Source organism: Candidatus Pelagibacter bacterium nBUS_29 (assembly GCF_051200905.1).
In the GTDB taxonomy this organism is placed as follows: Bacteria; Pseudomonadota; Alphaproteobacteria; order Pelagibacterales; family Pelagibacteraceae; genus Pelagibacter.
Genome location: NZ_CP172843.1, coordinates 888,502 through 901,368, shown reverse-complemented (window position 1 = coordinate 901,368; position 12,867 = coordinate 888,502). Strand labels below are relative to the sequence as shown.

Genomic DNA, 12,867 nt, shown 5'->3' with positions numbered 1-12,867 from the left:
AAGTGCTCATTATGGGTTGCAAATGTCACTAAAATGGTGATGTTCATAGTGTGAAAAAATTAAACTACGGAATGTATGATTTTGCTAATTCTTCTTTTTCAGCCATCATCATTACGTTTATATTTTCTACCTATTTTGCAAGGCAAATTGTTGGTGATGCGCAATTAGGTGCTGCCTACTGGCAATGGACGACGGGAGTTTGTGGTTTATTAATTGCTATAACAGGTCCTTATTTTGGCATCCTAGCAGATAAAAGAAAAAATGGTTTAATAAATTTTTTACGCATATTTACAATCCTATGTATTCTCATAACGTGTTTATTTTGGTTTTCAAAACCAGAAACTAGTTTTATTTTTTACACATTAATAATTTTTTTATGTTCAAATTATTGTTATGAAATTGCGCAAATTTTTTATAATTCACTGTTACAACAAGCATCTGAAAAAAATAAACTTGGCACAACATCAGGCTTAGGTTTTGGGTTAGGGTATTTAGGAACAATTCCAGTATTATTGATTGTGCTTTATTTCTTTGTTTTATCAGACACAGTTTTATTTGATCTTAATAAACAAGAATTTGAAAATATTCGATTCACTGCACTTATTGTTGCTTTGTGGTTTTTTATATTCGCCATTCCCATGCTTTTCTTTTTTAGGGATAAAACTTCTAAAGATATAAAAAAAAATCATTTAAATTTTAAATCTTTGACTCAAATAATTTGGCAAAATAAATTAACTGAAACAGGAAAGTTTTTAATAGCAAGAATGTTATATGCCGATGCGCTTATTGTTCTGATAAGTGGAGGAGGTGTTTATGCAAGTGGTGTATTTGGTTTTAGCTTTGATGAAATTATAAAAATGGCTATTTTTTCAAATATTATTGCTTTTTTAAGTGTAATAGTTGGAGGACATTTAAATGATAAATATTCATCAAAAAATTTAATCTTAATAAGTATAGTAGCATTAACATTGTGTATAATTTATGCTTCATTACTGGCTGTAAGTAAATCGAATTTTTTTGCAGTCGTAATGGTCATTTCTATATTTATTGGAATAATACAAAGTGCTAGTCGTGTAATGATGACATCACTGATTAGTGAAGAGCAAGCAGGTAGAAGCTTTGGTTTATTTGCATTTTCTGGTCGAATTACTTCATTTGCTGGCCCTTTATTAGTTGGGACAATGACTTATTACTTTTCTCAGAGAATTGGTCTTTTTTCCAACACTCTACTTTTCGTATTAGGTTTTTATTTCATGTTAAAAATTAAAAATAAATAATTTATGAACTCTAAAAATAAAATAAAAGAAAATGAAAATTTTTCATCAGGTTTCTATGATTGGGCAATTTTTTTAATTAATTTTTATCAGCGAATTAATAAAAGACTAGGCCTAGATTTTGAAAGTTTTATAATATTGCAAGTAGTAGTTAGCTATGATGTATATTTAATAAATAAAAATAAAAAATTATCCTTAGAGTCATTATCTTTTGAATTTGAAAAATCTTCTAATGCAGAGTTCTTAAATGACCCAAAGTTAACCGTGACAAGTATTTCGTCCTCTTTAAATATGCCTAGAGAAACAGTTAAAAGAAAGGTTTTATTATTACAAAATAAAAATTTTGTAACAATTAATCCCAACAAAACAATTCAAATGGGTGAAAATTATACTAAAATTTTTCCTGATTTTGCATCAGGTACTACTCTTGATTTAGCTCGTTTAATTCAACGATGGGATAGAAAAGATATAGTCAGAAAATTTCTTGATTTAAAAATTTAATTTATTTTGTGTTTTCCAAAAAAAGTCTGTCTTAGGGTTTTGTTTATATAAGGAATTACTTAATAAATACTTTTTTATGAAATTTTCATTCTCTGCATAAGCATTACCACTCAACAACAAACCTAGAACCAGGATCCCTAAAAGTTTTTTCATTTATTCTGGATTAATCCCTAAAATTTATAAATTCAATTGGTAAACCTATATCAATTGTTTTAATTACAGCTATCGCATCTTGAAGGTCATCTCTTTTTTTTCCATCAACTCTTAATTCTTCTCCTTGGATTTTAATCTGTATTTTAAGCTTAAGTTTCTTTATGTCCCCAATGATCTTTTTTGCATTTTCTTGGCTTATTCCTTCTTTTAATTCACTAACCTGTCGAATGGTTCCACCTGATGCACCTTCTGAATTTTTAACACTTAGTACTCTTGGATCCACTTTTCTTCTTACAAGATGAGTTTCTAACAGTTCATTGACTTGTTTTAGCTTTAACTCATCTGATGCAAGTGTAGTGATATTTTTATCTTTTCGTTCAATTGAAATATTTAGTCCTTTAAAATCATATCGATTACTAATCTCTCTTAAACAATTAGCTAAGGCATTATCAAATTCTTGATAATTAATTTTACTGATTACATCAAATGAAGGCATTATATTTTTATTAATCTATATGATAATATATTTTTTATTAAAAGAAATTAAAGATAAGATAATATTTAACAAATGAATAAAATTAAAATTCATATAAGAAATAACCACTGGAAAGAAGGTTTTTTGCCTTGTGATCCAGAAGGTGAAAAGCATAGTACAATAACTAAAGAAGAATTTGAAAAAGGACTAAGTCAATTTCCAGGAATTAGAGAAAAGATAGAGTATTTAATAGATTGGGATGATGATAATTATCTAACTTCTATGAAAGAAGCAGATATTTTGCTTGGTTGGCAATTTCCAACAGAAAATATTAAAGCTATAGCTCCAAAGCTTAAATGGATACATGTAAGTTCTGCCGGAGTTAATCATCTATCTCCCTTTGATTGGATGAAAGAAGATTTAGTTTTAACAAACAGTAGTGGTGTGCATGCTAAAAAAGCAGGAGAATTCGGCTTAATGAGTATTTTAATGCTTCAAAATCAAATAACCAAAATAGTTACAAATCAAAAAAATAAAGAGTTTGTTACATTACTAAGTAAACCTATTGAAGGTTTTAAAGTTGTTGTAGTTGGAACCGGATCTTTAGGTGGCTCAATGATAAAGCATATAAGTAAACTTGGAGCTGAAGTTATTGGGGTTAATCGAAAAGGAAAAAGTGTTGAGGGTTGCTCAAAAGTAATTACCTTTAATAAAATAGATGAAGTATTGCCAAGTGCTGATTTTTTATATCTCGCAGTTCCTGAAACAGAAGAAACAAAAGGATTAATTAATAAGACTAGATTAGACAGTCTTAAATCTACCTGTGGAATTGTTAACATTGGCAGACACTCAGTGTTAGATTATGAGGCTTTAAGAATTAAATTAGAAAAAAATGAAATAGCTGGTGCTATTTTAGATGTATTTTCTCACGAACCCATACCAAAAGACTCTAATCTTTGGGATACGCCAAATTTAATAATCACACCACATATTTCATCAGATAGTCAAGGCAATTATATTGAGATGGTGTTAAAGATATTCTTTAAAAATCTCAAACTTTTTTTAGAAAAAAAGGAACTTATTAATCAAATTGATAGAAAGTTAGGTTATTAAAGTAAGGTCATAGAGACAATTTGTTTAATTACAGAAATACTAGTTGGGTGTAGATTACTTCTAATTATGAAAAATATTCTAATCTTTATACTTTTAATATTTGGCCTTAATTCAGTTGCTGTAAGTAAAGAAACTACTTTTACTAATGAGATTTTTGAAAAATCACAATTAGAGGGAAAAACTGTTGTAATCCATTCATGGAACAAGACCTGCACAACTTGTGCTAAACAAATAAAAGTATTAGACAAAGCCAAACAAGATTTCAAAGATGTAATATTTTTAAGCTTTGAACAAACGAAAGATAAAAAAATTGCAAAATCTTTAGGTATTAATTATTGGACAACAATTGTTGTTTATAAAAATAGCAAAGAATTATCACGAACCATTGGTCAAACAAATAAAGATAAGATTTACTCTCAGATCAAATCTTTAGAATAATTAAAATACTAAAGACTATTAGGTTTGTTTTCTTCAATTACAGGTTCTAAAGATGGTTTAACAGGTTCTTCAATAGGTTCAGTTGAAGGGTTTAATTCAATACCAGCTGGCGTAATTGATTGTGGCATTGCAACGAATTGAGAATCTGGATTTTCAACAACAGGTCTAACTTTTGATCTATAAAGTCCATAAATTCCAATTAAAGAATGAAAAAATATTAAGAATATAAAAAAACCATTAGGTCCAACGAAACCCATAAATACCGAACATAAAAAAGGGCCACCCATAGCACCCATACCAAATGTAAACTGTAAACTAGCACCTGCTGCAACAAATTTTTCTTTTGGGATAAAATCATTGGTATGTGCTAAAATTAAAGAGAACATTGGAAGACTACAAAAAGAAAATAAAATTAAAAAAACATAAAACCAAAATTTACTGGTTGCTAACTCACCTGGTAAATACATTTGTCTTGAAGATAAAATTGCACAAAAAGCAAAGAATGCTGATGCAAAAGTCACTATAATAATTACTCTTCTTCTATCAAACATATCAGACAATTTTCCAATAGGCCATTGAGAAATTGCACCTGATACCGCAAGCATAAAGGTAACTAATGAAATTTGAAAAATAGAAAAATTCATTGTTGCTGCATATACTGCTAGCAGTGTGAATAATGCAGATTGAATAGTTCCATAAAAAAATGCACTGACCATCCCAAATGGAGATGAGATAAATGCTTCCTGTAAAGACATAGTTGATATCTTTTTAAACGTTGGAGCTTTTCTTTTTGTAAGTAATATTGGAATTAGTGCAGCTGAAGTTATGACTGAAATTAATATAAAGGGTTCAAAGTTTAATGGATCACTAAAGTTAAGTAAAAACATTCCAAGCCCCATAGCACCATATAAGATGACCATATAGACGGACAAGACACTGCCTCTATTTTTATTACTTGCTCTATCATTTAACCAACTTTCAGCAACAGTATAAATAGAAACCATACTTATACCAGTAAGCACCCTTAATAGAAACCATGCAAAAGGGCTTACATATATAGCATGAATTAAAACTACTAATGAAGCAACAGAAGCAAAAGCTGCAAACACTCTGATATGTCCTACACGAGAAATTATTTGTGGAATAGTTTTAGCACCAATAAAGTAACCAACAAAGTAACCAGACATCATAAACCCTGTTGCTGTTAAACTAAATTCTTCTTTTACAGCTCTAACTCCAAGTAATGATCCTTGAAATCCATAAGCAAGCATAAGTGCCCCCATACCTAAAAATAATGCCCATGAATTTTTTAATACTTTTTCCATCTGAATCGGTATCTATTTCTGATTTGTGGCCAAATCAAGTTAAATGTATTTAGAGGTTTATGATTTTCTAAGCTTTAGGAATGAGTGAATCGCAATTGTTAAAATGATGACTAATCCGCCTTGAATGGTCTCAATACTAGGCTGTTCTTTAATTACCATCCAAACCCAGAATGGACCAATAATAGTCTCTAATAGGAAGAATAAATTCACCTCTTCAGCAGGAATAAATCTTGGAGCAATCGTTACAAGCACAAAAGGAATAGCAACACACATAATACTCATTAATGGTACAATAAATAAATCTCGGTCAACTAAAGCGTAGGTTTCAATAAAAAACATAGCGAATATTGCAACACACAATTTTCCAACAACTGCTGCAGGTAATAAGTTTTTTTTCTTAGCCGATCTAATAGTCACAGCATTAATTGCAAGCCCAAGGCCTGTGATAAAACCTAAAATATCCCCATAAACATTCCCTAATTGAAGTGAGTCGTAGAAAATATAAACTGCAGCCAAAAATGTTACTGCAATTGCAGCCCAAGTTTTTTGATCAGGTATCTCTTTTAAGAAAATAGCGCCTAAAATTGCAGACAACATAGGTGCCATTGCAATCATGACTAAAGTATTAGCTACATTAGTGTTTTGGATAGAGACTACAAAAGTAATATTAGTAATAGAGAAAGTAGTTATAAAAATTAAACCATGGTAACCACTATTAAATAACATCTTAAAAAAATTGGATTTATAAACGATTAACATTCCAATCAAGACAGTAAAAAACGGAATCATTCCACGATAAAATACTAAACCCCAAGTATCGACATTCGATAATCTAATAAATAAACTATCAGGTGTAATAAACATTACCGCAACAAATGCTAAAAAAGATCCTTTTTGTTGGTCAGATAAATTTGTCATGCTTTTAATTCTTTCCAGAATATTTTTGCTAGATTAACTCCTGATAAATCGTATAATGTTTTTAATCCAGTAGGTGATGTAACATTGATATCACCATTTAATTTTTGATCTATAAAATCTATTCCAGCAAAAAAAATATTTTCTTTTTTAAGATCTTTAGCAATTAATTTTGAAATTTTATGCTCTGTTTTGGTTAATTGGACATTAATTGGTTTTGCCCCTTTGCTCATGTTACTTAAAAAAGAACCATGTTTAGGAACTCTAGATATTGCACCACATACTTGACCATTTATTAAAAAAACTCTTTTATCACCTTTGCTAATCTTAGGTAAAAATTTTTGACACATTATGTGATCATGTCTTTTGATAAATTGATTAATTAGTTTTGAATTAAATTTGTTTAAAAGATGAATGTCATTTCCACCGTAACTATGGATAGGTTTTATAATTACCTTTTTATGTATCTTAAAAAAGTTTTTAATTTCACTTATATTTTGAGTAAAAATAGTGCTTGGCATAAATTTTTGGTATCTTGCAGAATATAGTTTTTCAGATACGTTTCTAATTGAAGTAGGGTTGTTTAAAATTTTAACTTTATCTTTAATGGTATCAAGAATGTATGTTGCCGAAATATATTCAAGATTAAATGGAGGATCTTGACGAATTAGAATAAATTTACATTTTGTAAGATTTAGTTTTTGTTTTTTTAAGATTTTAAAAAATTTTTTATCTTTATAATTAAACTTTATAAAAAATCCTGAGGCAATTACTTTTGAATTAATTACTGACAAATCTTTTGGGTCATAATAAAATATCTTGTAGTTTTTGCTTTGAATCTCATGAGCAAGAAAAACACTTGTGTCTGTTTCAGAGTTTAATTTTGAGGGGTGATTTCCTTGAATAGCAACGATTTTATTTATCATATAATTCACTTAAATCTTCAGTTTTAGAAAATTTATTAATCATATGATCTGCATTAGTAGTTTTATTATCAATTACTTTTTGCAAATGATTTAAAAATAATGTCTCATTTTTCCCATGTTTATTCAAAATATCTCTGTCCTCTAATCCTTTTTTAGATAAATCTAATAATGTACCTGCCCAATAAAGAAGATCTTTACCCATAAGTTGAGTATTAAATCCTTTTTTGGGAGCTTCTAGATATGCGTTAATAATTTTATCTTTATCCCAAGTCGAAATTAACTCATAAACTTCATTTAAATTTCCATATAGCATCCCAACATTGAAAGCGGGTCCTGAACATAGACAATCCCAACCACAAGTATCCATTGATCTAAGTTCAATATATTTCTTTAATCTATTTTCTGTAAAAATTGTACTTAAGTGAGTAGTTAAATCATTTTCGGTCGGTAGTCTGTTTCCAATCTCATTAATTTTACCCTCCATAAAATCTTTAAATGTATATTTTCTTCCAGAAATATATGACCCTTCATGTTGAATAAATAAAATTGGAAAATTTATTGAAAACTCTGCATATTTTTCAAAATCTAATTCTTCAAAAAATAATTTAGGAAGTCCTCCCCTCGAGGTGCTTTGCCAAACTTTGGATCTATATGATAAATAATTACTTTTTTTCTTTTCAACAATTGCTGAGTTTGCAAATAAAGCAATTGAAATTGGGACTATGGAATTAACAACTTTAAATTTTTTTTTAAAATCTTCTTCAGAATTATAATCGATATTTAATTGTGTACCACAAGTTCGATACATCATATCTAAACTTAGTTCTCCCCCAAGTGGCATGTCCTTAGTCATTAACTCATATCGTTGTTTGGGGTTATTTGGAATTTCATCTAATTTTGAAATAGGATCAAATCCAGCACTTACAATATTAATACCTAATTTTTGAGTAACTTGTCTTAATTCAAATAGATAATCCTGAGACTCTGCACAAGCTTCATGAATATGATTAAGTTTATCACCTGATAATTCTATTTGGTTTCCAGGTTCAAGAGTAATATTTTTGCCACCTTTGTTTAGCCCTATAATATTTTTTTTCTCTAAAATTGGATTCCAGCCAAATTCTAAAAGAGCAGCAAACATCTCTTTAATTTTTGAATAATTAATTCTTTTATTATCAATGTTACTGAACAAAAATTTTTCATGCTCAATCCCAATCCTAAAATCTTTTGTCTGTTTAATTCCTGATTTAAAATAATCTATTATTTGTTCTTTAGATTTGATCATATATATCTAGATAATATTTAAATTTAGAATTTAAAGATAATTATTAAAAAATAAATTTTTTCTATTTAATTGTTAGAACCAGTGCTTAATAAGGATAATTGAGTTACTTTATTGTCTCCTAATTGATCAATAGGTTTTACAGGATAGTCCCCTGTAAAATAATGATCCGTAAGCTGTGGGTAAGTATCATTTCTTTTGTCAAAACCAATTGCTTTATATAATCCTTCAAGAGATAAAAATTTTAGAGATTTAGCTCCAATATACTCACAAATTTCCTCATTTGTCTTATTAGCAGCTAACAATTCCTTTTTGGTTGGAGTATCAACTCCATAAAAATCTGGATATCTGATTTCAGGACAGGCAATTTTAACATGCACTTCTTTAGCCCCTGCATCATATAACATTTTAACAATTTTATGAGAGGTAGTTCCTCTTACAAGCGAGTCATCAATTAAAATAATTCGTTTATCTTTAATAGTTGTTTGATTTGCATTTAATTTTAGCTTAACTCCTAAGCTTCTAATTTTTTGACTTGGTTCAATAAATGTTCTTCCCACATAGTGATTTCTAATTAAACCATGTTCATAATTTATTTTTAAATATTGGGCAAAGCCAAGAGCAGCTGCATTACCACTGTCTGGAACAGGAACTACTATATCTGCCTCAATATCATTTTCTTTAGCAAGCTCAATTCCAATATTTTTTCTATGCTCATAAGCAGTTTTACCGTCAAGAATACTGTCAGGTCTTGCAAAATAAATATATTCAAAAACACAAGGCCTTACTTTTTTTGGAGGGTAGGGTTTGATACTTTCTAACTTATCATTTTCAATTAAAACAATCTCACCATTTTCAACATCTCTCACAAATTTAGCACCAATAATATCCAATGCACAAGTTTCTGATGCAAGTACATAGCTGTTACCTAATTTTCCAATAACAAGTGGTCTAATCCCAAATGGATCTCTAACTCCAATCAATGAATTTTGTGTTAACATTACTAAGGCATAACCTCCTTGAATTTGGAACACTGCATCTACGACTTTATCAATTGTTTTGGGTCGTTTAGATTTTGCAATTAATTGAACAATAGTTTCTGTATCAGATGTTGAGTAAAAAATAGCTCCATCTTCAACCAATTTATTTCTAAGTGCAATAGAGTTTGTTAAGTTTCCATTATGAGCAACTCCAATTCCACCTGCATTAGTATCTGCAAAAAAAGGCTGGATATTTCTTAATGTATTTTCACCAGTTGTGCTGTACCTGTTATGACCAATAGCATGGTTTCCTTTAAGATTTTTAAGAACTTTTTCTTTATTAAAGTTGTCTCCAACTAAGCCAAATCTTTTTTCTGAGTAATACTTTTCACCGTCAAAAGAAACTATTCCACAGCCTTCTTGACCACGGTGTTGAAGAGCATGAAGACCAAGGGCTGTTAAAGCCGAGGCATCTTTTGAATTACTTATGCCAAATACACCACATTCTTCTTTTAATTTAGGATCAAAGTTCTTCAATTTTTTCTTTAGAATCTTGATATGTTTTTTCATTAGGAAATTCTTTTATGAGATAATTACTACCTTTTTCAAGGTAAGGAAAGATGTATGATTGCTCTATATTTATAGGCCATTTATCGTAATTGTAGACAATATGAAAGCCAGAGAAAATACAAACTGAAATTATATATGCTCGAATAAACCCAAAAAAGAATCCAAAGGTAGAATCTAATCCTCCGATACCAGTGTAACTTACTGCTTTACTAATTCCTTTATTCACAAGTAATACTAAAAAAATAACCAATATAAAAATAGCAATTCCCAACCCAACATCTAAGACATACTCGTTATCAATAATATCCTCAATGTATGGTTTTATTCTTGGAAATAAAATTAGAGTGATGATGTAGGCAAGTAACCATTTAGCCATTGATAAAATACTTAAGACAAATCCTTTTTTGTAACAAGTAACAAGTGATAAGAAGGTAATAATTATGTAGATTAGATCAATTATAGATATTAAATTATAAAAATCTTTTAAACTATCAATCATTACCAACTATCTTCCAAAAGGTTTAATAGTTAAGATTAAAGCAGGTAACAAAGTTAAAACAGAGATCATTGCAAGTAACATTGCAAGTCCTGTAAACACGCCAAAATAAATTGTAGGAATAAATTTTGATAAAACTAAAATTGAAAAACCAAAAACAATAGTGATGGATGTATTCAATATTGCAATACCAACTGTTGAATGACATCTTTTTAAAGTTTTATTGTAATCTTTAATCTTATCAAATTCTTCTTTAAATCTATAAATATAGTGAATACTATTGTCTACAGCTATACCGATAGTTATTGCCGCAATAGTAATGGTCATCATATCTAATGGGATGCCAAGAAGACCAATAATTCCCAAAATAAAAAATGCTGCAATAAAATTAGGAACTACTCCAATTAAAGACAATTTAATATTTCTAAATAAAATTACAAACATTGAAAAAATTCCAATCATTACCAACCCTAAAGTAAGAATTTGTGATTTAAATAAACTTTGTAATAAATTATTAAATAAAATTAAAACTCCAGCTAGTTTAAATTCACTTTCCTCTAATCCTATTTTATCTTTAAGATCAAAATTTATTTTATTTATTAAATCATTTCTTCTTAAGTTTTTTTGGGAGTCAATTATTCTTAAACTTATTCTAGCTTCATTGTTTTCAATAGATAAATAGGGATCAATAATTTCTGTTTTTATACTTTCTGGAATTTTAGAATACAAAACGCCCATTTCCAAAGTACCAAGAGGCTTGTTGTTGTTCAGCTGTGTTGCAACATCAATGATAGATGAAAAAGATAAAACTTTTCCAACTTCTGGCAGACTATCTAGATAATTGTGAACTGATGCTATTTTATCAACTTTATCTTTAGTAAACCAATATTTTTCATCATTCTTATCCTCTTCATCATCCCAATCTTCAAACTCATCATCTTCAGTTGATATATCTTTATTTTCAACTGCAGGAAATTTTAGAATTACCTCAAGTGGAGTAGTACCACCCAATTCTTCATCAATAAGTTTCATTCCCTTATAAATTTCAGTATTTTTATTAAAGTAATTAATAAAGCTATTCTCTACTTCGAGCTTGCTAATTCCAACTATGCTCAAAATAATAATAATTCCAGTTAATCCAAAAATTGTATTTTTATTATTTATTGAAAGCAGACTTAAATAATTTGTAATTTTAGAATCTTGTTCTTTTTTAAGAGATGTATTTTTTGTTGGCGTAAAATTTAAAAGAGTTGGAAGAAGGGTGAAGGTAATAATAAATGACGTGATTAATCCAAAAGTCATCATCCACCCAAAATCAATAATTGGTTTAATTCCACTAAAGATAAGTGATAAAAAGGCAAAGACAGTGGTAAAGACTGTATACAAAATAGGCCAAAACATTTTATTTGTTGTAAGAGATATAATTTCAAAATTATTTTTAGCAGGGTAATCTTTTTTTAGCTGAAGAAAGCGAGTACTCATGTGAATATTCATCGCCATTGTTAAAATGAGCATTAATGCAATAAAGTTAGAAGAAATAACTGTTACCTTCCAACCTAAAATTCCTAGTAAGCCCACCATAATCACAACTGAGAATAAGCAACTACAAATTGGAACAATAATCCAAATTAACTGTCTAAAGACAAACCATAAAGTTACAATAATAAATAAAAGAACTCCTATACCAAAAACTACAATATCACTTTTAATGAAAGTCATCATGTCATCAGCTATCATTGGAATTCCTCCAAGATAAATCTTACCTACATCGCCATAACTTTGAATAACTTGTCTAATCTCTAATATATTTTCATGATTTTGTTTTTTAATCTTATCCTTGTAAATTTCTATTTCGTTTTTTGATAAATCTTTAATATTTTCTAATTTTTTATTTTCTTTGATGTTAACTATAATACCGCTCGTATTACCATTTTCACTAATAACATAATTTCTAAACACAGGACTGTTTAAAATTTCTTTAAACCCACGATTTTTATCTACTCCCTCATCTTTTAATGTTTTAAAACTTTGAAGTCTTTCTTGTAGAGGAGAGTTCTGAATTACTTAAAAGAGGTATATCTAAAAGAGTGATGACGCTATGAACCCAATTGAGACTTTGAATTTTATATTTTAAACTTAAAAGATTATTAATTGAGCTGTCAGTTACCATTCCTTCATTAGGTGTATAGGTAAGAATTAAGAAGTCTTTTGAACCATATCTTTCAGTTACTTCTTGAAGATAGGTTAAATCAGGGTCACCCTCTAACAATAGTGTTTCAGAAGATGCATCTAATCTGAAATCTTTGGAATAATACCCAAAGCTTAATATTGCAATAATAAGTACAATAAATACTGATTTTGGGTTTTTCAGAACTCCATTATGATACAATTGAGCAAACATTAGCTCTTTTATATTGGA

The 12,867-nt window shown here is 28.8% G+C and carries 11 protein-coding genes and 1 pseudogene; 4 read left to right on the top strand and 8 right to left on the bottom strand.

Going from position 1 to position 12,867, the window contains the following annotated elements:
- Window positions 1–50 precede the first annotated feature (50 nt).
- Window positions 51–1,277, top strand: a complete 1,227-nt coding sequence (locus ACIJYA_RS04895; protein WP_435087668.1) for an MFS transporter — start codon at window positions 51–53, stop codon at window positions 1,275–1,277.
- Window positions 1,278–1,280: 3 nt separating this feature from the next.
- Window positions 1,281–1,775, top strand: a complete 495-nt coding sequence (locus ACIJYA_RS04890; RefSeq protein ID WP_435087666.1) for a hypothetical protein — start codon at window positions 1,281–1,283, stop codon at window positions 1,773–1,775.
- A gap of 163 nt (window positions 1,776–1,938) precedes the next feature.
- Here ACIJYA_RS04890 and ACIJYA_RS04885 read toward each other — a convergent pair whose 3' ends face one another.
- A complete protein-coding gene (locus tag ACIJYA_RS04885; protein ID WP_435087664.1) occupies window positions 1,939–2,424 on the bottom strand; it encodes a YajQ family cyclic di-GMP-binding protein in 486 nt (161 codons plus the stop codon).
- A 72-nt stretch (window positions 2,425–2,496) separates the two neighbouring features.
- On the opposite strand from ACIJYA_RS04885, the gene ACIJYA_RS04880 reads away from it, so the two are divergent.
- Together ACIJYA_RS04880 and ACIJYA_RS04875 are read left to right on the top strand one after the other, a co-directional pair.
- Entirely contained in the window at window positions 2,497–3,516 is a 1,020-nt protein-coding gene (locus tag ACIJYA_RS04880) for a D-2-hydroxyacid dehydrogenase (RefSeq protein WP_435087662.1), read from the top strand.
- Between the two features lie 66 nt (window positions 3,517–3,582).
- Window positions 3,583–3,954, top strand: coding sequence for a TlpA family protein disulfide reductase (locus ACIJYA_RS04875; RefSeq protein WP_435087661.1), 372 nt, complete (start codon window positions 3,583–3,585; stop codon window positions 3,952–3,954).
- A gap of 8 nt (window positions 3,955–3,962) precedes the next feature.
- Here the strand turns inward: ACIJYA_RS04875 and ACIJYA_RS04870 are convergent, their stop codons facing one another.
- The 7 genes and pseudogenes from ACIJYA_RS04870 to ACIJYA_RS04840 all read right to left on the bottom strand — a co-directional run bounded on the left by ACIJYA_RS04870 (window position 3,963) and on the right by ACIJYA_RS04840 (window position 12,849).
- A complete protein-coding gene (locus ACIJYA_RS04870) occupies window positions 3,963–5,279 on the bottom strand; it encodes an MFS transporter (RefSeq protein ID WP_435087659.1) in 1,317 nt (438 codons plus the stop codon).
- 57 nt (window positions 5,280–5,336) lie between these two features.
- Complete coding sequence (locus ACIJYA_RS04865; protein ID WP_435087657.1) at window positions 5,337–6,197, bottom strand: DMT family transporter; 861 nt, start codon at window positions 6,195–6,197, stop codon at window positions 5,337–5,339.
- Entirely contained in the window at window positions 6,194–7,120 is a 927-nt protein-coding gene (gene gshB / locus ACIJYA_RS04860) for a glutathione synthase (RefSeq protein ID WP_435087655.1), read from the bottom strand. Before gshB ends, ACIJYA_RS04865 begins: the two co-directional genes overlap by 4 nt.
- Window positions 7,110–8,405, bottom strand: coding sequence for a glutamate--cysteine ligase (locus tag ACIJYA_RS04855; protein WP_435087653.1), 1,296 nt, complete (start codon window positions 8,403–8,405; stop codon window positions 7,110–7,112). The genes gshB and ACIJYA_RS04855 overlap by 11 nt, the downstream gene beginning before the upstream one ends.
- 65 nt (window positions 8,406–8,470) lie before the next feature.
- Window positions 8,471–9,952, bottom strand: coding sequence for an amidophosphoribosyltransferase (gene purF, locus ACIJYA_RS04850; protein WP_435087651.1), 1,482 nt, complete (start codon window positions 9,950–9,952; stop codon window positions 8,471–8,473).
- Window positions 9,906–10,451: a CvpA family protein gene (locus tag ACIJYA_RS04845; protein ID WP_435087649.1), complete on the bottom strand. Its 546-nt coding sequence runs from the start codon at window positions 10,449–10,451 to the stop codon at window positions 9,906–9,908. Before ACIJYA_RS04845 ends, purF begins: the two co-directional genes overlap by 47 nt.
- Window positions 10,452–10,457: 6 nt before the next feature.
- Window positions 10,458–12,849, bottom strand: a pseudogene (locus tag ACIJYA_RS04840) (efflux RND transporter permease subunit).
- Window positions 12,850–12,867: the final 18 nt, after the last annotated feature.

Excerpts from the sequence above, each read along its gene's own strand:
- ACIJYA_RS04885 (WP_435087664.1), bottom strand. The coding sequence starts at position 2,424 with ATGCCTTCATTTGATGTAATCAGTAAAATTAATTATCAAGAATTTGAT.
- ACIJYA_RS04845 (WP_435087649.1), bottom strand. The coding sequence starts at position 10,451 with ATGATTGATAGTTTAAAAGATTTTTATAATTTAATATCTATAATTGAT.
- ACIJYA_RS04890 (WP_435087666.1), top strand. The coding sequence starts at position 1,281 with ATGAACTCTAAAAATAAAATAAAAGAAAATGAAAATTTTTCATCAGGT.
- ACIJYA_RS04855 (WP_435087653.1), bottom strand. The coding sequence starts at position 8,405 with ATGATCAAATCTAAAGAACAAATAATAGATTATTTTAAATCAGGAATT.
- ACIJYA_RS04870 (WP_435087659.1), bottom strand. The coding sequence starts at position 5,279 with ATGGAAAAAGTATTAAAAAATTCATGGGCATTATTTTTAGGTATGGGG.
- ACIJYA_RS04865 (WP_435087657.1), bottom strand. The coding sequence starts at position 6,197 with ATGACAAATTTATCTGACCAACAAAAAGGATCTTTTTTAGCATTTGTT.
- ACIJYA_RS04880 (WP_435087662.1), top strand. The coding sequence starts at position 2,497 with ATGAATAAAATTAAAATTCATATAAGAAATAACCACTGGAAAGAAGGT.
- ACIJYA_RS04875 (WP_435087661.1), top strand. The coding sequence starts at position 3,583 with ATGAAAAATATTCTAATCTTTATACTTTTAATATTTGGCCTTAATTCA.
- gshB (WP_435087655.1), bottom strand. The coding sequence starts at position 7,120 with ATGATAAATAAAATCGTTGCTATTCAAGGAAATCACCCCTCAAAATTA.
- purF (WP_435087651.1), bottom strand. The coding sequence starts at position 9,952 with ATGAAAAAACATATCAAGATTCTAAAGAAAAAATTGAAGAACTTTGAT.